The 21,990-nt window shown below is 58.8% G+C and carries 20 protein-coding genes and 2 pseudogenes; 7 read left to right on the top strand and 15 right to left on the bottom strand.

Features of this window, described 5'->3' with window-relative positions:
* Nucleotides 1–36: 36 nt before the first annotated feature.
* On the bottom strand, nucleotides 37–759 hold the full coding sequence (gene folM, locus ACSBQV_RS04410) for a dihydromonapterin reductase (RefSeq protein ID WP_099785760.1): 723 nt from the start codon (nucleotides 757–759) through the stop codon (nucleotides 37–39).
* 183 nt (nucleotides 760–942) lie between these two features.
* Here folM and ACSBQV_RS04405 point away from each other — a divergent pair, with 183 nt between their 5' ends.
* Nucleotides 943–1,353 (top strand): hypothetical protein, encoded by a 411-nt coding sequence (locus ACSBQV_RS04405; protein ID WP_033643211.1) that lies wholly within the window; start codon nucleotides 943–945, stop codon nucleotides 1,351–1,353.
* Nucleotides 1,354–1,452: 99 nt separating this feature from the next.
* Here the strand turns inward: ACSBQV_RS04405 and ACSBQV_RS04400 are convergent, their stop codons facing one another.
* The 3 genes from ACSBQV_RS04400 to ACSBQV_RS04390 form a co-directional block, all read right to left on the bottom strand.
* Complete coding sequence (locus ACSBQV_RS04400; RefSeq protein ID WP_226886078.1) at nucleotides 1,453–1,827, bottom strand: pyridoxamine 5'-phosphate oxidase family protein; 375 nt, start codon at nucleotides 1,825–1,827, stop codon at nucleotides 1,453–1,455.
* A 52-nt stretch (nucleotides 1,828–1,879) separates the two neighbouring features.
* Entirely contained in the window at nucleotides 1,880–2,365 is a 486-nt protein-coding gene (locus ACSBQV_RS04395) for a hypothetical protein (RefSeq protein ID WP_069100966.1), read from the bottom strand.
* 220 nt (nucleotides 2,366–2,585) lie between these two features.
* On the bottom strand, nucleotides 2,586–3,977 hold the full coding sequence (locus ACSBQV_RS04390) for an amino acid permease (RefSeq protein WP_033643208.1): 1,392 nt from the start codon (nucleotides 3,975–3,977) through the stop codon (nucleotides 2,586–2,588).
* A 57-nt stretch (nucleotides 3,978–4,034) separates the two neighbouring features.
* Here ACSBQV_RS04390 and ACSBQV_RS04385 point away from each other — a divergent pair, with 57 nt between their 5' ends.
* Complete coding sequence (locus ACSBQV_RS04385; RefSeq protein ID WP_127897184.1) at nucleotides 4,035–4,229, top strand: hypothetical protein; 195 nt, start codon at nucleotides 4,035–4,037, stop codon at nucleotides 4,227–4,229.
* Here the strand turns inward: ACSBQV_RS04385 and ydgH are convergent.
* Complete coding sequence (gene ydgH, locus ACSBQV_RS04380) at nucleotides 4,222–5,172, bottom strand: DUF1471 family protein YdgH (protein WP_025302966.1); 951 nt, start codon at nucleotides 5,170–5,172, stop codon at nucleotides 4,222–4,224. The two genes, ACSBQV_RS04385 and ydgH, sit on opposite strands and share 8 nt — an antisense overlap.
* 537 nt (nucleotides 5,173–5,709) lie before the next feature.
* Here ydgH and pntA point away from each other — a divergent pair.
* On the top strand, nucleotides 5,710–7,239 hold the full coding sequence (pntA, locus tag ACSBQV_RS04375) for a Re/Si-specific NAD(P)(+) transhydrogenase subunit alpha (RefSeq protein ID WP_042784620.1): 1,530 nt from the start codon (nucleotides 5,710–5,712) through the stop codon (nucleotides 7,237–7,239).
* Between the two features lie 10 nt (nucleotides 7,240–7,249).
* Nucleotides 7,250–8,644, top strand: a complete 1,395-nt coding sequence (gene pntB / locus ACSBQV_RS04370) for a Re/Si-specific NAD(P)(+) transhydrogenase subunit beta (RefSeq protein ID WP_025159771.1) — start codon at nucleotides 7,250–7,252, stop codon at nucleotides 8,642–8,644.
* Nucleotides 8,645–8,705: 61 nt separating this feature from the next.
* On the opposite strand, the gene uspE is transcribed toward pntB, so the two are convergent.
* The 8 genes and pseudogenes from uspE to ACSBQV_RS04330 all read right to left on the bottom strand — a co-directional run.
* Nucleotides 8,706–9,668, bottom strand: a complete 963-nt coding sequence (gene uspE / locus ACSBQV_RS04365; protein WP_004938281.1) for a universal stress protein UspE — start codon at nucleotides 9,666–9,668, stop codon at nucleotides 8,706–8,708.
* Nucleotides 9,669–9,794: 126 nt separating this feature from the next.
* Nucleotides 9,795–10,559, bottom strand: a complete 765-nt coding sequence (locus ACSBQV_RS04360; RefSeq protein WP_004938278.1) for an FNR family transcription factor — start codon at nucleotides 10,557–10,559, stop codon at nucleotides 9,795–9,797.
* A gap of 280 nt (nucleotides 10,560–10,839) precedes the next feature.
* Nucleotides 10,840–11,364: a methylated-DNA--[protein]-cysteine S-methyltransferase gene (gene ogt, locus ACSBQV_RS04355; RefSeq protein WP_004938274.1), complete on the bottom strand. Its 525-nt coding sequence runs from the start codon at nucleotides 11,362–11,364 to the stop codon at nucleotides 10,840–10,842.
* 219 nt (nucleotides 11,365–11,583) lie between these two features.
* Nucleotides 11,584–11,895, bottom strand: coding sequence for a hypothetical protein (locus ACSBQV_RS04350; protein ID WP_033643206.1), 312 nt, complete (start codon nucleotides 11,893–11,895; stop codon nucleotides 11,584–11,586).
* Between the two features lie 307 nt (nucleotides 11,896–12,202).
* Nucleotides 12,203–13,057, bottom strand: a complete 855-nt coding sequence (locus ACSBQV_RS04345) for a tagatose bisphosphate family class II aldolase (protein WP_099785756.1) — start codon at nucleotides 13,055–13,057, stop codon at nucleotides 12,203–12,205.
* Between the two features lie 9 nt (nucleotides 13,058–13,066).
* Nucleotides 13,067–14,233 carry an SIS domain-containing protein gene (locus ACSBQV_RS04340; protein WP_099785754.1) on the bottom strand — a complete coding sequence of 389 codons (1,167 nt, stop codon included), beginning with the start codon at nucleotides 14,231–14,233 and terminating at the stop codon, nucleotides 13,067–13,069.
* 26 nt (nucleotides 14,234–14,259) lie between these two features.
* Nucleotides 14,260–14,411: pseudogene (locus ACSBQV_RS04335) on the bottom strand (transcriptional repressor AgaR); the annotation flags it as partial.
* Between the two features lie 69 nt (nucleotides 14,412–14,480).
* Nucleotides 14,481–14,549: pseudogene (locus tag ACSBQV_RS04330) on the bottom strand (hypothetical protein); the annotation flags it as partial.
* 660 nt (nucleotides 14,550–15,209) lie between these two features.
* Here ACSBQV_RS04330 and ACSBQV_RS04325 point away from each other — a divergent pair.
* From ACSBQV_RS04325 to ACSBQV_RS04315, 3 genes are all read left to right on the top strand, one after another.
* Nucleotides 15,210–16,931, top strand: coding sequence for a lysophospholipid acyltransferase family protein (locus tag ACSBQV_RS04325; protein WP_033643203.1), 1,722 nt, complete (start codon nucleotides 15,210–15,212; stop codon nucleotides 16,929–16,931).
* 101 nt (nucleotides 16,932–17,032) lie between these two features.
* Nucleotides 17,033–17,815: an N-formylglutamate amidohydrolase gene (locus ACSBQV_RS04320; RefSeq protein ID WP_099785752.1), complete on the top strand. Its 783-nt coding sequence runs from the start codon at nucleotides 17,033–17,035 to the stop codon at nucleotides 17,813–17,815.
* A gap of 76 nt (nucleotides 17,816–17,891) precedes the next feature.
* Entirely contained in the window at nucleotides 17,892–18,605 is a 714-nt protein-coding gene (locus ACSBQV_RS04315) for a flagellar brake protein (RefSeq protein WP_033643201.1), read from the top strand.
* Nucleotides 18,606–18,665: 60 nt separating this feature from the next.
* Here ACSBQV_RS04315 and ACSBQV_RS04310 read toward each other — a convergent pair whose 3' ends face one another.
* Complete coding sequence (locus ACSBQV_RS04310; protein ID WP_099785750.1) at nucleotides 18,666–20,093, bottom strand: hypothetical protein; 1,428 nt, start codon at nucleotides 20,091–20,093, stop codon at nucleotides 18,666–18,668.
* The gene (locus ACSBQV_RS04305; RefSeq protein ID WP_099785748.1) at nucleotides 20,074–21,984 is read right to left on the bottom strand and encodes a hypothetical protein; all 1,911 of its coding nucleotides are present in this window, start codon (nucleotides 21,982–21,984) and stop codon (nucleotides 20,074–20,076) included. The genes ACSBQV_RS04310 and ACSBQV_RS04305 overlap by 20 nt, the downstream gene beginning before the upstream one ends.
* Nucleotides 21,985–21,990: the final 6 nt, after the last annotated feature.

The raw sequence follows: 21,990 nt of genomic DNA, 5'->3' as shown, positions 1-21,990 counted from the left end.
CGCGGCCCGCGAGGTTGCGCCAAGCGGAACTTTGCGTCAGCGCAGCGGCCGCCCGCCGTCGACGCCGTGGGTGCGGCCGGTGACGTAGCGGCTCTCCAGCAGGTAGTTCACCAGATTGACCACTTCGCTCTCGCCCGGCGCGACCTTCATCAGCGATTTCGCCAGCGCCTGCCGACGATAAGCTTCGTCGTCGCCCGGATTGAAGATGATCAGCGCCGGCGCGATGGCGTTGACTTTGACTTCGGGCGCCAATTTGCGGGCGAACGACCGGGTCATGTTGTCCAGCGCGGCTTTACTGGCGGCGTAGGCGATATGCTTGTCGCTGCCTTTTTCCACCACATAGTCGGTCAGATGGATAATGTCGGCGCCGGCCTGGCCCTGGCCGGTCAGGCAGGACTCGAGCAGTTGATTGAGCAAATAGGGCGTGTAGACGTGAATTTGCAGCATCGCCGCCATGATCTGTTCCGGCGGCACCTCCGGTGACTCCGCCTGCCAGGCGCTGGCGTTGTGGATCACCGCGCGCAGCTTGGGCGCGGCCTGCCGCACCTGATCGGCGAAACGATAAATGCCTTCATGGGTGGAAAAATCGCCCTGAATGCAGCAGGCGCCCAAGGCTTTCAACTCGGCCATCGCCGGATATTCGCTGCGGTAGGCGATGATGACCGGAACGCCGCGCTGGAGAAACGCTCTGGCGAGCGCCAGCCCTATGCGCCGTGCGCCGCCGGTAATCAGCACCGGGGCGGAGTTGTGGTGTTCCATTGATTAAAGCTCCTGGACAGACTGGCAAACAATAGGGGAATTATGCCATCATACGGCGGAAAGTCGTTAAAGCTTCGCATGATTATCCATTTCTGGATATAAGATCCCCAATGCATTTCAGGTTGCCCCCGGCGGCGGCTTGAAAGACCACGGGTTAACACTGGCCATGAGAGGAATGAGGGGATGAACAGCAATCACCTTGCATCCATCGCGCGCAGTGAGAAAATCTGTTTCGACTATATGGATTTTCTGTCCGCATCGTGCAGGAAGCACTGGCGCTTTGTTGATGCTATTTATGGTGTGATGCCGATCTTCGGCATGGTGTTGAAATCGCGCGTGACCACGTCGCAAACGCGCAAAGAGCAGTTAAAAGAGTTGGCGCTGCAGGTGGTGTCGACGCAGGTCAGCGATGAAACCAACATCGTGCGCCTGATTGACCTGGCGCAGCAGCAGGGCCTGGCGGTGTTTGATATTCAGTTGCCTTATGCGCTGGAGGCTCAACAACTGGCGGCCATTCAGAAAGAGTGTGCGGAAGGCATTGCGATTACTCTGGTGGGTGAACGCATGACCGTCGCGATCCCTCCCAAAAGCTGACCGGGCATCAACCCGGCCGCCCGTTCATGGTTAGGCAATTGACTCGTCGCGATGGCCTAACCATGAACGTGATGTCTCACGCCGCATGACGGCCGGCGTCTAGAGCTGGGTCCCGGCATTCGGGCCGGAGCGCAGGGTATAAATACTGTCTATATGAATTAACACCGCGTACTTCGGCGGCTTCATTCCGTTTTTTTCCGCAAACGTCAACGCATCGTCAAACGGCTTGCCCGCCAGAAACAGTTCGGGCGTGCCAACGAAGCGGTAACCGTCCAGCGCCTCGCGATCGATGACCACAACGGCCATTTTCGAGCCGGCCTTGATGTTTTTCAGCGTTTGGCCACCGGTATTTTCGTTGTAAATCAGCGTACGGTCATCATAGAGGCGCAAAGAGCGCTTGGGGCCGATATCGGGAACGCCGTTCGGGCTGCTGGTCGCCTGCACAGGCAGCTGTTTAGCCAGCATTTTCTTCATCTCGTCATTCAATTCATTCATTACAGATGACCCTCAGATTGGTGTGTCACTTTTAATGCAAGGTAGCGGAAGCGTTGGCCGCCGGCGCGCAGACGCTGGTTTCCGGCAACCGGTGTTCGCGCAGCAAGTGCAGGGTTTCAATCCTGAAGCGCAGCAGGTGCCGTTCGGCGATCTGCTGCATCTGTTCGCACAGCGACGAATCGGCCAAGAGTTGCTCGATAGCGACTCGGGCCTGATGAACATGCAGCTCGACGCCGCGAAGAGGCTTCTGCCGCAGGCGCAGATGGGTAATGTTGTTGAACGTGACGATCAGCGCGGCAAGGGCAGACTCGAAAATATTCAGCGCTTCAAATCTGGCGGTATATTCCGCATTCAGCCAGGGCTTCTCGGCGATGATCGCCTGAGCTCCCTCCAGCGCCTGTTGATAGCGCGCCATCGCCTGGCGATCGTGCCGCTGATTAAACGCCATGTTGCCCTCGGCGATCAGCGCCTCCCAGGCGGTAAACAAAGGTAATGCGTGCAGCAGTTTCTCAGCCATGAAATGCCTTCCATTTTCAGCCTGTCTTCATCCGCCGCCTGACGCCTCTCGCCAGGGGCACTCGCGTCTTACCATTAACCAGTAAATGATAATGATAATTAATTGCATTTAAGATCGCAAGCGTGACGCATGGCTGACTGTGCAAAGGGGGGGAACGCGGTAGCAGGGGAAAAAGAGGAAGCAAAATGCGGCTGACGGGCAGCCGCATTGACGGGACACTTTAGTGCAGCATAAACCAGCCGGCGGGCAGCGTGGCCACCAGCAGCAGTAAGATGCTGCCTTTTTCCAGGCGATTCAGCAGATTGATATCCTGATGGCCGCGGCGGGCGTACATGAACACCAACAGGCCCGGCGCATACAGCAGCACCGACATCAGCAGGTGCATCAGCCCGGAAGCGTACAGCAGCCATAAACCATAGACGCAGGCGCCGGTGGCGGCGAAGATCAGGCGCTTGTCGCGACGACGGTAAGCCACCTTGAACAGAAATGCGCCGACCAGGAAGTAAGGCACCAGGATCATTTCCGACGCGATGGTCAACAGCGAGTTGTAGTTGCTGCCGGTCAACCAGATCAGCACTAACGCCAGCTGCACCGCGATGTTGGTCAGCCACAGCGAAGACGATGGGGCGTGATGGCGATTCTGCTTGCCGAACACGCGTGGAAATGCGCCGTGCTGTGCGGCCAGCAGGGGGACTTCCGCCGCCATGATGGTCCAGCTGAGGTAGGCGCCGCACACGGAAATGATAAGACCGGCGGCGATGATCACGTCTCCCCACGGGCCAATCAGTTCCACCATCAGCACTGCCATCGACGGGTTGCGCATGTCGGCCAGTTCGCTGCGCGGCACCACGCCCAGCGACAGCAAGGTGACCATCAGATACACCGCCAGCGCCGACAGCACCGCCAACATGGTCGCGCGGCCCACGTCCTTCTTATTGCGCGCGCGCGCGGAAACCACCACGGCGCCTTCCACGCCGATAAACACCCACAGGGTGATCAGCATGGTGTCCTTGACCTGTTCCCATACCGGCTTGCCGAGGGCGATCCCCTGGAAGTCCAGCGTGAACACGTCCATTTTAAAGGCGATCGCCGCCAGAACGGCGAACATCCCCAGCGGCAGCAGCTTGGCGAGGGTGGCCGCAAGATTGATGCTGGCGGCGGTTTGCACGCCGCGGAGCACCAGCGCGTGCACGATCCACAGCAGGGCGGATTCGGCGATCAGCGCCTGCCAGGTATTGCCGTCACCGAGAATAACGTTGCCGCCGCGATCGGTGAAAATGCTCAACGCCGCGAACACGATCACCAGATACGAGACGTTGGCGATCACGGCGCACAGCCAGTAACCCCAGGCGGAGCAGAAGCCCATCAGCTCGCCGAATCCCTCTTTGGCGTAGGTGAAGATGCCGCCGTCCAGATCCGGGCGCAGACGCGTAAGCAACAGCATGGCGAACGCCAAAAACAGAATGCCGACGCCGGTGATCCCCCAACCCAGCAGCAGCGCGGCGGGGCTGGCGACCTGCGCCATGTTTTGCGGCAGACTGAACACGCCGGCGCCCAGCATCGAGCTGAGCACCAAAGCGGTTAGCGCGGTAAGACCGAGTTTTTTTTCCAATGACGGATCCTGAACGCAGAATAAACAACTGGAAGGGAACTGCTTGGCGGCAACAATGTGTTAACAACCATTGCGCTAATAGACAATAGCCCTAAAAATTGGCGCAAATTCTACGGAGGGATGATTAGAGATGCAATGATTGAATATGCGGAATTTACAAAAAACTATTCAACGAGCGGCGAAAAGAGCGGCAATAAAAACGGGCAGCTCAAGGGCTGCCCGATGGTAAACCGAAAAGCGGGTTTTATTTGAACAGATCGGCGCTGACGGTCAGGTTGCCGCCGCTCTTGTTCTGCCACTGGCGAGTGACGTGGTAGTACTTGGCGCCTTTCTCGGCCGCGCGTTTCGCCACTTCGGTGGACACGTCGGTCATGCTGTTGAAGTGGCCGGTGAAGGTGACGGAATCGAACGGCACCATCTGCGCGGCGGTGACGTTGTTCACTTCCTGAATTTTGGTGCCGTTAGGCAGCGTGACGGTATAGCGTTGGCCGGTAGAGGACTGGGTTTCGAAGAAACGGCCCACTTCGCGGCTTGGTGAACCGGAAGACGCGACGCCAGGAATTTCGACTTTCGCGGCTGCGGCGCCGCCGGCGGCCAGCGCGGCGCGGCCGGCGTCAGAATCGGCCGGGATGGCGTCCGGGCTCTGCACGCGGCGTTTCGGCGCATCGGCCTTATAGATGTAGGCGGTGACGAACTGGTTGCCGCCGGAGTTGGCGTCAACCTGGCGCACGATGAAGAACGAGGCGGCGCCTTTTTTCTGCGCTTCTTTGGAGATGGCGTCGTTAATGTCCGGCTGGCTGCGGTAGAAACCGCTGACGCTCACAGTATCGTAAGGCTCCAGCAGGTAGGCTTCCTCTTTAGGCAGTTCATTCACGCCGTTAAATACGCGGTATTTTGGTGTTTTGCTCACTTCTGGCGCATCTTTATGATAAAGGTCTGCGGTGACGCGCCAGTTGCCGCCGTTGTTGCTGTTGTTGCTGTCCTGGATATAGAAGGAATCGGCACCCAGTTTGTCTGCACGGCGGGATACGGCGTCGACGGCTTCATTGATCGCATTGAAGCGGCCGGTAATCGTGATGCGATCAAACGGCTTCAGCGCCGCTGCTTTCTCAGGAGTTAACTCTTGCGCCGCATGAGCGGACAGCGCGGTGAGTGATAACAAGGCTGACGCGATGATCGTGGTCTTCAGCTTCATAAAAAATCCTTTCGCCTAGCGCATTAACGTTTATAACGTACTGAACTGTTTAAGTGTAATTCAGCCGTCGATTATTACATGTAATTCTGAAAACTGTCTCAGCATTTTATGTTATCCCGTGCGACAAATCCTTGACGGTGACGCGGGTCGCACGGATGGCGCCGCCGCCATAAGTTTCCATAATAAAGGCTTTGGTGTCATTAGTGTTAATTATTCACAAAATGATAACTTTTATGCTTATTCGCCCCGCATGGCGATAAATCGTTACGCCGGGCGCAAACCTCTAACCATGCAGAATGTGCTGTTCTGTATGCATTTTTTCACTGTAAATTGCGATTTGTCATATCGCGCCCGGCGTTTTTATGTAAAAACAGGGCTGAATGCGTAAGCAATTATGGATCATCGACCTTATTTTCAGTAGGTTATAGTTGGCGTCTGAAATCAGTGCGGGCAAGTTGACGCCTCGCTCGCCGGTGGCGCCGTTCTATGGGCAGGAAAATAATAAACATCATCCAAGACAGGTGAGAAGGGAACATTATGCGTATTGGTGTACCAAGAGAGCGGTTGGCCAATGAAGCCCGGGTCGCAGCCACGCCGAAAACGGTGGAACAACTGCTGAAGCTGGGTTTTACCGTCGCGATTGAACGCGGGGCGGGCAAACTGGCCAGTTTTGACGACGTCGCCTACGAAGCCGCCGGCGCGGCGCTGGTCGACGAAAACGAAGTGTGGCAGTCGGATCTGATCCTGAAAGTCAACGCGCCGCAAGACGACGAGATCGCCTTGATGCGCGAAGGCAGCACGCTGGTCAGCTTTATCTGGCCGGCGCAAAACCCCGAGCTGATGGCCAAGCTGGCGGCGCGCAACGTCACCGCGCTGGCGATGGACTCGGTGCCGCGCATCTCGCGCGCCCAGTCGATGGATGCGCTGAGCTCGATGGCCAACATCGCCGGCTACCGCGCCATCGTCGAGGCGGCACATGAGTTCGGCCGCTTCTTCACCGGCCAGATCACCGCCGCCGGCAAAGTGCCGCCGGCTAAGGTGATGATCATCGGCGCGGGCGTGGCCGGCCTGGCGGCGATCGGCGCTGCGGGCAGCCTCGGCGCCATCGTGCGCGCCTTCGACACCCGCCCGGAAGTGAAAGAGCAGGTGCAGAGCATGGGCGCGGAATTCCTCGAGCTGGATTTTGAAGAGGAAGCGGGCAGCGGCGACGGTTACGCCAAAGTGATGTCCGAAGCCTTTATCAAGGCCGAGATGGCGCTGTTCGCCGCGCAGGCGGCGGAGGTTGACATCATCGTCACCACCGCGCTGATCCCGGGTAAACCGGCGCCGAAGCTGATCACCAAAGAGATGGTGGCGTCGATGAAGCCGGGCAGCGTGATCGTCGATCTGGCGGCGCAAACCGGCGGCAACTGCGAACTGACCGTGGCGGACACCATTACCGTGACCGACAACGGCGTGAAAATCATCGGCTATACCGATCTGCCGAGCCGCTTGCCGACACAATCTTCGCAGCTGTACGGCACCAACCTGGTCAACCTGCTGAAGCTGCTGTCGAAAGAGAAGAACGGCGAGATCGATATCGATTTCGACGATACGGTGATCCGCGGCGTTACCGTGGTGCGCAGCGGTGAAATCACCTGGCCGGCGCCGCCGATCCAGGTTTCCGCCCAGCCGAAAGCGGCGCCCGCCGCCGCACCGGTCGCCAAACCTGAAGCCAAGCCGACCTCGCCGTGGCTGAAGTACGGCCTGATGGCTCTGGCGATCCTGCTGTTCGGCTGGCTGGCGGACGCAGCCCCGAAAGAGTTCCTGTCGCACTTTACCGTGTTCGCGCTGGCCTGCGTGGTCGGGTACTACGTGGTCTGGAACGTCAGCCATGCGCTGCATACCCCGTTGATGTCGGTCACCAACGCGATCTCCGGGATTATCGTGGTCGGTGCGCTGCTGCAAATTGGCCACGGCGGCTGGGTGAGTTTTCTCTCCTTTATCGCCGTGCTGATCGCCAGCATCAATATTTTCGGTGGGTTCACCGTCACTCAGCGCATGCTGAAGATGTTCCGCAAGAACTAAGGGGTAACAAATGTCTGGAGGATTGGTTACAGCTGCATACATTGTTGCCGCTATTTTGTTCATTTTCAGCCTGGCGGGCCTGTCGCGTCATGAAACGTCGAAGCAGGGCAACCTGTTCGGCGTCGCCGGCATGGCGATCGCGCTGATCGCGACCATTCTGGGGCCGGATTCCGGCAACGTCGGCTGGATCATCATCGCTATGATCATCGGCGGCTCGATCGGCGTCTATCTGGCGAAGAAGGTCGAGATGACCGAGATGCCGGAGCTGGTGGCGGTGCTGCACAGCTTCGTTGGCCTGGCCGCGGTGCTGGTCGGTTTCAACAGTTATCTGGATCACGGTGCGCCGATGGAACCGGTGATGGCGAATATCCATCTGACCGAAGTGTTCCTCGGCATCTTTATCGGTGCGGTGACCTTCACCGGGTCGATCGTCGCCTTCGGCAAGCTGCGCGGCATCATTTCTTCCAAGCCGTTGATGCTGCCGAATCGCCACAAGCTGAACCTGGCGGCGCTGGTGATCTCGTTCCTGCTGCTGGTGGCGTTCGTGCGCACCGACAGCGTGGGCTGGCAGGTGGTGACGCTGCTGCTGATGACGGCGATCGCGCTGGCGTTCGGCTGGCATCTGGTCGCCTCGATCGGCGGCGCCGACATGCCGGTGGTGGTGTCGATGCTCAACTCCTACTCGGGGTGGGCGGCGGCCGCGGCGGGCTTCATGCTGAGCAACGATCTGCTGATCGTCACCGGCGCGCTGGTGGGCTCTTCGGGTGCGATCCTGTCTTACATCATGTGCAAGGCGATGAACCGCTCGTTTATCAGCGTGATCGCCGGCGGTTTCGGCAGCGACGGTTCATCTACCGGCGATGCCGAAGAGATGGGCGAATACCGTGAAACCACGGCGGAAGAGGTGGCCGAGCAGTTGAAGAACTCCACCTCGGTGATCATCACCCCGGGCTACGGCATGGCGGTGGCGCAGGCGCAGTATCCGGTGGCGGAAATCACCGAAAAACTGCGGGCGCGCGGCGTGAAGGTGCGCTTCGGCATTCACCCGGTCGCGGGGCGCTTGCCGGGCCACATGAACGTGCTGCTGGCAGAGGCGAAGGTGCCGTACGACGTGGTGCTGGAGATGGATGAAATCAACGACGATTTCCCGGATACCGACACCGTGCTGGTGATCGGCGCCAACGATACGGTGAACCCGGCGGCGCTGGAAGATCCGCGCAGCCCGATCGCCGGCATGCCGGTATTGGAAGTGTGGAAAGCGCAGAACGTGATCGCGTTCAAACGGTCGATGAACACCGGCTACGCCGGCGTGCAGAACCCGCTGTTCTTCAAGGAGAACACCCAGATGCTGTTTGGCGACGCCAAAGACAGCGTGGAAGCGATTTTGCGGGCATTGCAGAAGTAAAATTGGGCAACCAAAGAAAAACGGGCCGCTTTTCAGCGGCCCGTTTCTTTATGCGCGAAGCTTAATCTTCGTCGTCGTGTTCGTCGTCTTCATCCGCCTCGATCGGGCAGTTGAAGTTTTCCGGTTTAATCACCAGCAGGTCGCATTTCAGATGATCGATCACATGTTCCGCCGTGTTGCCGATAAAGGCGGCTGAAATGCCGGTGCGGCCCAAGGTGCCCAGCACCACCACGCCGGCCTGCAGGTGTTCGGCCAGATCGGGGATCACCTCTTCCGGCAGGCCTTTTTCCACGTGGGTGAACTCTTCCTTAATGCAGAATTTTTGCCGTAGCGCCTTCATGGCGATCAGATGCTGGCCGCGAATGGCGTCGTTGTAGACGCTCGGGTCGAAGTCGGGCAATTCGATGGCGATGTTGATCGGGGTAACGGGATAGGCGCCGACCAGGTGAACCTCGGTCTGGTTGACGTTTTGCGCCAGTTCGACGGTTTCTTGCACCAGTTTGATATTGAGCGGGTCGTGATAGGGTTCTTCGCTGGCCAGATTGACCGCCACCAGCGCCTTGCCGCCTTCCGGCCAGGGCTGGTCTTTCACCATCCACACCGGGCAAGGGCATTTGCGCAGCAGGTGCCAGTCGGTGGGGGTAAAGATCACCGACTCCAACCGGTCGTGTTGGTGCGCCATTTTCAGCAGCAGGTCATGTTGGCCGGAAAGCACTTCCTGAATGATGGCTTCGAAGGGACGGTTATGCCAGACCACTTTGATTTCGATCGGCACGCCGTCGTTGAGATAGAAGCGACACTGCTCGTTGATCCAGGCGGCGCGTTGGCTGATCACACCTTGCCGCATCGCCGTTCTTTCATCCGGGGAGAGCAGGGTCGTCATTTCGTAAGAGAAGTCATAGATGGGCAGGAAGGCCTTGATGCGCCCGCCGTTCCGTTTTACCAGGTACACGGCGCGGCGCAATGCCGGCTGATCGTCCTGATTGGGGTCAATAGCCACCAGAAGATTCTGATACTTCGCCATAGGGCCTCCTTACAGCTGAAATCAACAGTCTGTTAATTTACAGAGTAACCCAACATTGAAAAACAGAACAACAACAGAAGCGTGCCGGATCAATAATTTCGGGGAAATGATGATCCGGCAGGAGAATCAGGCGTTGACGGTCACGTTGATACGCGGCGTACCGGCCAGCACCGACAGGGCGTCGGCGTTTTCGATGGTGATGTATTTGCCTTTCACGCTGAGGATTTCGCTTTTCTGGAAGCGGCCCAGCAGCCGGCTGATGGTTTCCACCGTCAGGCCGAGATAGTTGCCGATATCGCCGCGGGTCATGGTCAAACGGAACTCGCGCGGAGAGAAACCGCGCTCCGCAAAGCGGCGCGACAGGTTGTAAACGAACGCCGCCAGGCGCTCTTCGGCGTTTTTCTTCGACAGCAGCAGGATCATGTCCTGGTCGCCTTTGATCTCGCCGCTCATCAACCGCATGATCTGCTGACGCAGGTTTGGCATTTTGCCGGACAGATCGTCGAGGGTCTCGAACGGAATTTCGCACACCATCGAGGTTTCCAGCGCCTGGGCGAAGCTTGGGTGCTTCAGGCCACCGATGGCGTCAAAGCCCACCAGGTCACCCGCCAGGTGGAAGCCGGTGATCTGCTCGTCGCCTTGCTCGGTGATGGTGTAGCTCTTGATGGTCCCGGAACGGATCGCGTACAGCGATTTCAGCTCGTCGCCGGCCTTGAACAGGGTCTGGCCTTTCTGAATAGGCTTTTTCCTCTCGATAATGTTGTCGAGCTGATCCAGCTCGTGGGCATTAAGGGTGAAAGGAATGCACAGCTGGCTGATGCTGCAGTCCTGGCAATGGATCGCACAACCACCAGACTGGATACGACGAATCACGCGTTTTTCCGGGATCATAGATTACGCTCATTCAATAATTGATATGAGTCAATTTTAACATCTTTTGCCGCAGCTGATAAGGGTAGCATTAGTCTGAATAGGGGCATTGTGTGCGAATTTTACGCACACATGCCGCCGATTATTCTGTAGGGGACTGAAGTTATGAGTATTATTTGTGACTTATGCGTTTTATTCACACAAGTTATTCATAGGGCCCAGCGGCCTGCGAGCGTGGCGTTGAGCAATGGGCTTTATTAAGCGTCGCCAAACAATGGCGCCGGATAATCGCCTGGCGCGGCTACAGCAGGCTTTTAGGCAGGTAGCCTTCGTGCTGCAGCAGCCATTGTTTGCGCTGTACGCCACCGGCATAGCCGGTCAGTGCGCCTTGCGAACCGATCACTCGGTGGCAGGGCACGACGATGCTGATCGGATTTGAACCGTTGGCCATGCCGACTGCACGCGAGGCGGTCGGACGGCCGATGCGTTGCGCGAGCTGGCCGTAGGTCAGGATCTCGCCGCAGGGGATTTGGCGCAGCTGTTGCCAGACGGTGCGTTGGAACTCGGTGCCGGCGGTCATCACCGGCAACCGATCGATAATGCTCAGTTCACCGGCGAAATAGCGCTGCATGGCGTCGGTCAGCCCGCTGGGATCGCGCTGTTCGCGCAGGGTGAACCGATCGGCGCGGTAGTGGGTATTCAGCAGCTTCATCAGGCGCGCTTCGTGATCGGTCCAGTCAATCGCCCGCAGGCGCCCCTGTTCATCGGCAATCAGCACCAGTTCTCCCACCGGCGTGGCGGTACGATCAATCAAAAAAGTCTGCATCTGGATCACTCCTCGGTTTGGTAGGGCGATTATCGCATGAAATGGAAGGGAGCGATGGCGGATTTCGGACATGCTGATGGGCGACCGCAGGGTCGCCCGAATAGCCGGCTTACGGTAAGGCGGGGAGTTATTGTGCGATAAATTTATAAATTAAATTTACAAGTCATCAAGACAAGTTGTGTCTTGTTTATTATTTCAGCAGGCGGTAACGCTTTGTGGTTACTTATAGCTGATGGTCACGCGTTTTAAATGGGGATCGTTATTCACCATCTCACTGCTGACGGCAGAAACTAATTCTTTTGGCATCGCTTTTAACGAAGAGGATATATACCCGTTCTGATATTCCGTCACTTTACCGAAGCAGCTGGAGATAAGCTTTTCATCCTGATGTTTGACGGTGCATGCAGGCGTGGTAATGGCGCCGGTGAAGCGGACGACGCCAGAGGCGACCTGGCTGCCGGAAAGCGGTTTTGCTTGCAGAGCGAAGGGCAGAATGACCAATGCGCTTAATACGGCTAAGTAATGGTTCATACGCTGTTCCTTTCAGAGTAAAAACACTGCCAATTAAAAAAACAAGCGCGCTTGTTTTCATAAAATAAGCTATTTCGCTTGGCGAAATAAAAACGAATGGGCAAAAATCCTACTACCTGCATTCAATGAATTTGATAATAGAGAGGTAGGATGAGTAAAACCATGATTTGGATCATAGTGAAGACCGGTTAATGGTTTCAGGCGCGGGCGGGATAACAGGCTGTGATCGTTCTCTCAGGAAAGCGGAAAATGGCGGGATGTTTTCGCCCCCGTGGTGCAGCCACTGGAACCGGGGGCGAGAGCGGGCTTACAGCATGCCACTGCTGCCGCAGATACGGATCTTTTCCGCCACCACTTCTTTCATCGCCAGCTTGCCGGGGACGATGTATTTGCGCGGATCGTTGGCATCCGGGTGCTGTGAAAAGTAGCTTTTTACCGCATCGGCGAAGGCGATTTTCAATTCGGTGGCGACGTTGACCTTGCAAACGCCGAGCGAAATCGCGCGCTTGACCATCACTTCCGGGATGCCGGAGGCGCCGTGCAACACCAACGGCACGTCCACCTGTTCGCGGATCAGCGCCAGGCGTTCGAAGTCCAGCTTCGGTTCGCCGTGATACAGGCCGTGGGCGGAACCGATCGCCACCGCCAGCGAATCGATGCCGGTGGCGGCGACAAACTCGCGTGCCGCCACCGGGTCGGTATAGAAGCTGTCCGCCGTATCGACGATCAGATCGTCCTCTTGCCCGCCCAGGCGGCCCAGCTCCGCCTCCACGCTGGCGCCGTAGCGATGGCACAGGGCCACTGCGGCGGCCACCTTGGCGATATTCTGCTCGAACGGCAAATGGGAGCCGTCGATCATTACCGAGCGGATGCCGCTTTTCACCTTGTGCTCGATGTCATCGAGCTCTTCGTGATGATCCAGATGCAGCGCCAGCGGCAGATCGTAGCGGTGCGCGGCCGCCTTACAGATACCGATCAGGTAGTCGGTGCCGGCATAGCTGAAGGTGCCGGGCGTGCCGGCCATGATCACCGGCGAGCGCAGTTCGGCGGCGGTCTCCGCCACCACCTGCACGGTTTCCAGATTGTGAACGTTAAACGCCGGAACGGCGTAACCCTGGCGCTGCGCCTTGAGCAGCATGTCTCGGTTGGCTATCAGATACATGGGATCTCCTTACTGCACGGGGGAAGGAAAACGGTAAATCGTCACGCCTTTCACCACCCGGTTAACCTCGCCGGTCGGGCAAGGGTTGTCTGGGGTCAGCCCCAGCGCCAGCGAACTCTCGAAGGCCAGCATTTGGGTGAACAGCAGATACGGGAACAGCAGCCAGATATCGTCTGCCGCATCGTGCATATGCAGCAGGGTATCGGCGAGGGGTTGGCGCTCGCCGGTCAATCCGACCAGCTGCATCGCCTGCCCATCGCGCTGCAGCTCGTTCCACAGATCGCGGTCATACTGGCGGGCGTAGTCGTCGCGCGAGAACATCAACACCACCAGCGTCTGGCCGTCGACCATGAATTTCGGACCATGACGCAGGCCGAGCGGCGAGTCGTAGCGCGTAACGATGCGCCCGGCGGTCAGCTCCAGCATCTTGAGCGAGGCCTCTTCGGCGAGGCCGGTAAAGCAGCTGCCGCCGAGGGTGATGTAGCGGCGGAAGCCGCCGGCGGCCAGCGCCTTCACCTGCGGCTGCATCGTTTCTCGCAGTGCGCGGCAGCGCTGCACCATGGCGTGCAGCGGCGCCTGGGCGGCCTCGAGCGACAGGGGGCCGAGCAGCAGCGCGGCGCTCAGCATCATGCAGCTGAAGCTGGAGGTCATGGCGAAGCTCTGATCGTTAGAACCTTGCGGCATCACCAGCGAACAGACGTTGTCGCGCCGATGCGCATACTGCGCCAGCTTGCTGTCCGGGTTGCACACCAGCATCAGGTGGTAGCTTTCCGGCAGCAGCTGGTCGGCCAGCTCCACCGTCGCCACGCTCTCCGGGCTGTTGCCCGAGCGGGCGAAGGAAACCAGCAGCGTCGGCCGCTCAGGGTCGAGATACTGCAGCGGGTTGGCGACGATATCGGTAGTGCCGTAGGCCACCACGTTGCGGCCGGTGCGTTCGCGCAGCCAGGGGGCCAGGGCGCGGCCGGCGAACGCCGAGCTGCCGGCGCCGCACAGCACGATCTGCAGGCGCGGATTGGCCAGCAGCGGCGCCAGAAACGGCTGCCATTGCGCCTGTTGATCCTGCAGCTGCCGGTGCAGCGCCGCCCACAGATCCGGCTGTTGCCAAATTTCTGCGGCGGTGTGCCAGGCGTTGCGCTGCTTCAGCCAATTCGCCTCGTAAGAGAAATACGCGTTCATGATGACAGCTCCTTAAAAAGCCTCGGTTAACGGTCGGCGATAATCACGTCGATCCCTAAAGGGTGCAGCGCCTGCAGACAGTGTTCCGGAATGCGGCTGTCGGTGACCAGGCGGTGGATCTGACCGATGTCGCGATCGTGCAAAAACTTGTGCGGCCAAATTTGCTGGCGTCGGCGATGGTGTGTTTGACGTCGCGATTGATGCGGATGGTGACGCTGGAGACCGAAAGCAGCTGGCTGAGCGGTTCCACGCGCACCACGCCTTCGCGGCACAGCGGGTCGATAATTAATTCCCGGCGTTTTGCGGTAGTGATCATTAACGCAGACTCCTGATTTACCTGTAGCCGTGCCCGACCGCGGCTTAATAAGCCGCAGCGATACCGACCGGAGCGCTTTCAGTTGTTCGTGGCGAATTACAGCAAACGAAACACTGAAATGCAATCGATTAATTTTAAAATATCTATATCTATCAGTTGGTTATATTTGTTTTTGCTTTCGTTTGAGCGCCAACCGAAAGCAGCATCAACGCAAAGTGAAAACGGCAAATTCGTTATTTTTCAGTCGACAATTCCCGGCATTTAATTATTCAGTCCGTCGAGGCCGAAAGCCGCAGCGATAATTTGGCAGCCGCCGGGCTTTCACTGTTTTTTTATGCCGGCGCGTGTAATAGCGCCGCATTGCAGCGGGTGAGGGAGATCGACAGCGGCCATGCGTTTCTCTCCGGCGATCCGTTCGTGGCCCATCCCGGCGAGGATCTGCAGCCGATAGCGCCTGCGTGAAGCGGTGAACCGCCGCATTGAAGCGTTGCTGGCGCCGATGTGAGGGGAAGTGGGGGCGAAAATGCGTCTTTCGCTCCCAAATCGCCATTACTTTGCTATACCTGATAGTCGATGGATTCATTTTATTGTCATGTGACTGACATGTCAGAGTCATGGCTCTGGCTTAAGTTTGCAGCGACTACGTCAGGAGATAACGCGATGTTCAGCCTGGATTCTCTGTTGCAAGATGCATTTCCACACCGCAATACCCCTGCCTGGCAGCGCAGCCTGCTAAGAACCCTTCTCTTCGAAAAAGAATTCAAACAGTTCGCCGCCGACTATCCCCACCTGAAAGGGCTCGATCTGATCGAGCAGGTGGTGGACTACTTTAACCTCAGCTGCGAGCTGGTGGACGGCGATCTGGAAAACATCCCCAGCCAGGGGCCGGTGGTGCTCGTGGCCAATCACCCGATCGGCTCGCTCGACGGACTGGTGCTGTTGCGCGCCGTCGCGGCGGTGCGTCCGGATGTGAAAGTGGTGGCCAGCCAACTGCTGACCTACATCGAACCGCTGCGCAACCTGTTCGTGCCGGTGGATAACGTCGCTTATAAAACCAGCCGCAAACAGATAGAAGGCATGCAGCAGCAGCTGGACAATCAGGGCGCGCTGATCCTGTTCCCGGCCGGCGAAGTGTCGCGCATGAGCCCGAAAGGCATCCGCGACGGCCACTGGCATACCGGTTTTCTGCGTCTGGCCGCCAAGGCGCGCGCGCCGATCGTGCCGATTCATATCAGCGCGCGCAACAGCAACCTGTTCTACTTTACGTCGCTGGTCTACCGTCCGCTGTCGACGCTGCTGCTGGTGCGTGAAATGTTCCAGCAGCGGGGCGGGCGCATCAGGATCCGCATCGGCGGCCGCGTGCCGTTCGCCAACTGGCACGATGGCCACACCAGCGCCAAGGATCTGGCGGAGCGCTTTCGCCGCCACGTGTATCGCCTGGGCCAGGGCAAACCGGGGCTGTTCGCCAGCGAATCGCCGATCGCGTTGCCGGAAGAGCGTCTGGAGCTGAAAAAGGCGCTGGCGAACTGCGAACGACTGGGGGTGACGCCGGACGGCAAAACCATCTACCTCTATCGCCGTCACGATGAAGCGCGCACGCCGATCCTGCGCGAGCTGGGGCGCCTGCGCGAGATCGCTTTCCGCGCGGTGGGGGAAGGATCCGGCCGCCGCCGCGATCTGGACAGCTACGACGACGATTATTATCACCTGGTGCTGTGGGATGAAGAGGAGCTGGAGATCGTCGGCGCCTATCGTTTTATCCCCACCGCCGAACAAATCGCGCGTAAGGGCCTGGAGAGCATCTACAGCAACAGCCTGTTCCACTATGACCGCGATATGGAACCGATCCTGGCGCAGGGCATCGAACTGGGGCGCAGCTTCATTCAGCCGGCCTATTGGGGCAAGCGCGGGCTGGATTATTTGTGGCTGGGCATCGGCGCCTATCTGTCGAAATACCCGCAGTATCGCTATCTGTTCGGCCCGGTATCCATTTCCGGCGGCATGCCGCTGGCGGCGCGGGATCTGTTGATCGCCTTCTATCGGCTCTATTTCTCGCCGGACCACGCCTTCGCGCAGTCGCGTCGTCCTTATCCGGCGTCGTTGCCGCAGGTGCTGGCGCAGTTTGCCGGGGATAACTACCAGGAAGATCTGGTGCGGCTGAAGAGCCTGCTCAGCAACATCGGCTGCTCGATCCCGACGCTGTACAAACAGTACACCGAGCTGTGCGAACCGGGCGGGGTGCAGTTTATCGACTTTGGCACCGATCCGGCCTTCAACAACTGCATCGACGGCCTGGTGCTGGTGGATACCTCGCGGCTCAAGCCGTCGCGTTATCAACGTTATATTGCGGTGCATCAGCCGCAGGAAGCCGAGACGGCATGATCGGCGTCTGACTCATGCCTTTTTGATCTAAGCACGACCTTGGGGCCGGCGACGGGATAGCGCTACGATAAACGTTTTGCTTTCCACCGCCGGAGCCTTTCATGCCTCATTCGTTTATCCCGCCGTTATTGTCCGCCGATGAACCGCCCGCCGCCGCCGTTGAAACCCCGCGCGGCAAAGCGCCATTTTTGCTGCTGTGCGATCACGCCGGCAAGGCGATACCGCAATCCCTCGGGGATCTCGGCTTACCGCCGGGGGAGATCGAGCGCCACATCGGCTGGGATATCGGCGCGCTGGGCGTATCGCGCCATCTGAGCCGCCAACTGGACGCCACGCTGATTCATCAGCGTTACTCACGGTTGGTGATCGACTGCAACCGGGCGCCCGGCATCGCCAGCTCGATCCCTCACTTGTCTGAACTGACGCCCATCCCCGGCAATATCGGCATCGACGCCGAACACGCGCTGGCGCGTGAGCGCGAGGTATTTTTACCGTATCACCACGCTATCGACGAGTATCTGGGGCAACGCCAACTGCGCGAACTGCCGACGGCGGTGATCGCCATGCACAGCTTCACGCCGGTGTTCAAGGGCCAATCGCGCCCCTGGCAGGTGGGGCTGCTGTTTAACCGCTACCCGGAATTTGCGCTGCTGTTGGCTGAACTGCTGCGTGAAGAGGGGGATCTGCAGGTGGGTATTAACGAACCTTATGCGATGACGGACGCCACCGATTACACGTTGCCGGTGCACGCGGAGCGCCGCGGTTTGCCTTACGTCGGCATCGAAATTCGCCAGGATTTGGTCGCTGACGAACGCGGGCAACAGGCATGGGCGAAACGTTTCGCGCGCCTGCTGCCGCAGGCCTGGCAACGCTGGCAAATTTGACTTTAGGAATATTCCCAGAGATGATAACCGTAAGGAATACGTAAGACGTCATTAGAAAAAAAGTCAGGAGACACGTGTGGAGCACAGCGATAACGGACTGTTTATCAAACGGGAGCGTTTTGAAGTTCTGGCGATTCTGCGAGAAATTTGCAAACAACGCACGCCGCTGCGCGTAGAAAATCAGCAGCACCGGTTTCAAAGTCTGTTATTGAGCGTCGGGCCGGACAATATCGTGTTCAGCGGTGAGGAAGCCTCGAGCGCCATCGACGGCGCTTGCACCATCGTGATTGAAAGCAACGACGCCAAAATCGAGTTTTCCGTCCCCCAGGCGGAGCTGACCGAACATCAGGGCGTACAGGCCTGTTCGACCCGGCTGCCGCAGGAGCTGGTCTATATCCAGCGTCGCCGTCAATTCCGCATCACTACGCCGCACTGGCGCCAATTCTTTTGTACCGGCGAATACCCGGACGGCACGCCGTACGAGCTGCGGATCCACGATCTCTCCGCCGGCGGCGTCGGTTTACGCTTCGACGGCCCGCTGCCGGATTTCTTCCAGCCAGGCTTGCAGTTCAAGAAAGCGGAGCTGGATCTGGGCAGCTACGGCAGCTTCAAGGTCAACATGGAGCTGGTGGTGGTCAACGACGATCAGGAAACCGACGATAACGACCAGGTGGTGCACTTCTCGCGCCTGTCATGCCGCTTTCTTAAGCTCGGGTTGGCGATGGAGCGCAAAATTCAGAGCGCCGTGTTCGCCTTCGAGCTGGATTTCAACAAAAAGAAAAAACGCTGATCCTCTGTTCCGGCGCACCGGGCTGGATGCCGCCCGTCCGCGCCGCCATTCTTTCCCCGTTCAGGGGACGTAAATAATCTCGAAGCTGGACGTATTGTCGTAGGAGGACTTTTTGCCGCCGTCGACATAGATAATCTGCAAATCGTAGTGATACACCAGCTTCTTGTCCGGATGCAGGATCAGTTCCAGCACGGAAATCTTCACGTTAACCGATTGAACGGGGTGTTCCTTGTCCAGCTCAATAGTTTGGTTGTCGATGCTGACCAGCATGCGCTTGATTGGTCGCGGTCCGGCAGGATCGTAGGCGCCTGCGTCGCTGCGGAATTCCACGGTCTTATTGATGTCCGCCGGGGCGGATTGCTTGATGAAGTCCGGCAGCCTGTTCTGGTATTTGGCGTCCAGCGCCAGCGCTACGGGCAGATTATCCGGGTTGAAGCCAGTGAACTGCACCGCCAGATATCCCTTGAGCAGCAGGTTTTGCGGCGACCGATCGAAGAAGGCATCCCAAATCAATCCAAATTGGCTGGCGGGCAGCGTGAATGAATCCACGATGCCGCTCTGCAGATTGATCAGCGCGTTTTTTTCCTCCGTTTTTCCGTCCGGTAGCCCCAGCTGCAGCGTCAGGGTGTCCGCGTTGGCGAAGGGTGCCAGCTTGCCGTCCGGTTGCATCTGCGTGAACTGTGCGGTGGCGTCGCCGATGCGCGCCTGATTGACCTTGGGCGACAGGAAATAGTCGAACGTCACTTCGACATCGTTGAGCGAGGTCGCGTGCGGCGCTGCAGAAAACGAGATAGACAGCATCGGTTTGTCGTCCTCGGCGGCGTTGGTCGCCAGCAGGAAAGTATCCGGCAGGTAATAAAGATAGTTTTTTCGTACATAGTCCTGATAGTAGTTGTACCACAGATGCCCGAAGGCCAGCGGCGTGAGGATCAGCTGCAGGCGCGGCGGCGGCGGCAGGATGCCCTGATAGATATAGGGATAGTAGTTCTCGGCGAAGTAGAAGACTTTCGGCGAGGTGATGGTGTTGAGGAGCCCGTTATCGGTGACGATGGCGACCACCAGCGTGGTTTGCGAGTCATAATCCGACAGCGCTCGCAGCAGCGCGTCACGCTGTTCCAGGAGGTCCAGGTCGAGCTGGGCGCGGTAGCGGATCGGCGGGGCGTCCAGCAAAACCTGTTCGAAGATCATTTCTTCAACCTTGCCGAAAGTGCTGAAGGTCAGCACCACGTAGGGCACCTGCTGAACGGCGCGGCTGAGCGCGAAATCCACCGTCATATGCCAGCGCGTACCGTCACTGGTGGTAGCGATGCGATAGCGCGTCTCTCCCGAGACGACTTCGGTACAAACATCGGCCTGCAGTTCGTCGGCCACCGGCGCGGGCGCGGCGCGGTAGCGCAGACGGGGGGCTTCGGCGTCGGGAAACTGTTCGCGCGCGTTGTCCAAAATGACCTTGTTCAGCGTCACCAGATCATTGAGAAAGATGTTCATAGCGATCCTCCAGGGAAGAAAGGCGTGCCAGATGTCTGAACTGGTTCAGGCAGGCGGAAGTCCAAAGAAAATGACCGTCGTGACGGCGATAAAGCGGGCTTTCGTCATTGGTCGCCGGCAAGCGCCAGGCGGCCAGCGCATCGATCGCCGGTGAAAGCTGCGGCACCCCTTGCCGCCTGGCGTATTCCAGCGTACTCAGCCACTCATGCGGGTGGGCATAATAGGGCGTTAACGCGTTGAGACGGTTGTAATCGCCGTCGCTCCAGCTCACCGCCTGATTCAGCATTTGGATAATGCGCGGATAGGCCGGCGGCGGGCTGCCGTGAGCGGCGGTCAACGCATGGATTAAAATCAGCGCGTTGGTATTCACGCAGCAGTCCAGCTGCGTGATATCACCGTCGTCTTTCATCCAGGTGTGAAAGGCGTAACACTCGGCCCAGGGATAGGGCGTCGTCTTCAGCCGCCGTTCGACGCGCTGTACCTGATAAGCCTGCATCTGCGCCAGCGTTTGCCTGGCTTGCGCCAACGAGCGCCGATCAAATCGATACAAGAGCTCAGTGATAATGGCGGTATCGTCGATGTCAGCGTCGATCCGCTGGCCCGCCATCCAGGTGGGGTGCTTGCCGGCAGGCCAAAAATGGAAGTGGTGCGGGCGGCTCTCGCAACCGAGCAAGAAGTCGAGCGCCAGCTCGATATGGGGCGCGGTCTGGGCGCTATAATCCAGCGTGCGCAGCACCTGGGCGGTGACAAAAGCATTTTCATCCTTGTGCCAGCGGCCATCCGGCGTTCTGACATGAGAGGGAAAGGCGCCGCTGGCACACTGCTGCGCCAGCAGCTCTGCCAACGGCAATGGCACAAGCGGTGCCGTTTCGCGCGCTTTGCATGGCAGGATTTCGAAATGCGCATTCTGCGGGCTGAACGTGCAGCTGACGCTGTGATTGCCCTGGCGATCGCAGGAAAAACCGACGACGTTGTACTGCAACGGAACTTGCTCGCTCACCGCGCGGTTAAGCAGTGGCAGGGTTTGGCCATCAGGCGCCAGCAACGCGGTGATGCCGTCAAAAACGCGGCGGTTGTCGCCGAAAAAACTTGCCGCCATGGCGAACAGCGTAAAACTCTCCAAATTGCCGTCCGACGCGTATCCCAGACTGAACCCGTAGGTGGTCAGGGGGAAGTCCCGTCGGTCCTGCTGCTGCAGCGCGCGGTCCAGCAGCGGCATCAGGGCGGAAAAACGGCTTTCTCCCTCGAACAGCCGCATGACGGCGAGGATATCGTCGCGCGTGATCCGCGCACTGTGCCACTGGTAGTAATATTCGCGCGGAGAGTCGTCAGACTCCGGATAATACCCGGCCATCAGCAGCGTCAATCCCGCCGCGCGGCGGGCCTCGGCGGCGAGCGGCTCCTGAAACCCATCGGGCGCGGCCGCCATGTCAGCGGGGGTTTCAACGTAGACTTTGGTTTTGATCGCATCCGGGGCGTATTTTCGCCCGAGCCAGGCGCCGAAGCGCAACGGCTGAACGCTTGCACATTGCATGCGTCGCACCGCCTCCAGGCTGTTGGCGGGATCGGCGAGCGGGGCTGCGGTGATCGCCTGACAGTGTCGGACAAACGCCTCGCCGCCGCGCCGCTGCGCGTAGCGCGGTAAAAAGGGATCCAGCGTGCAGGCGAGCCCCTGCGGTTTGGCCGACGAGACGGTGAACTCCAACGGGCTGCCGTTATAACCGAGCAGGCTGGTGGTAAACGCGGCGGACAAACCACCGGGCGTCGCTTTCATACGGCTGAAGCGGGCGACGTCCGGGGCCAGCGTGTTTTGCAAGTGGGGCGCTTCCTTGCACAGGGCGCTGACCAGGGCGTTCCATGCCGCGGGTAACACTGCGTTGCGATCGGTCATGGCGCA

This window comes from Serratia sp. B501 (assembly GCF_051172315.1).
GTDB classification, from domain to species: Bacteria; Pseudomonadota; Gammaproteobacteria; order Enterobacterales; family Enterobacteriaceae; genus Serratia; species Serratia ureilytica.
This window is presented reverse-complemented; position numbering and strand designations above follow the sequence as displayed.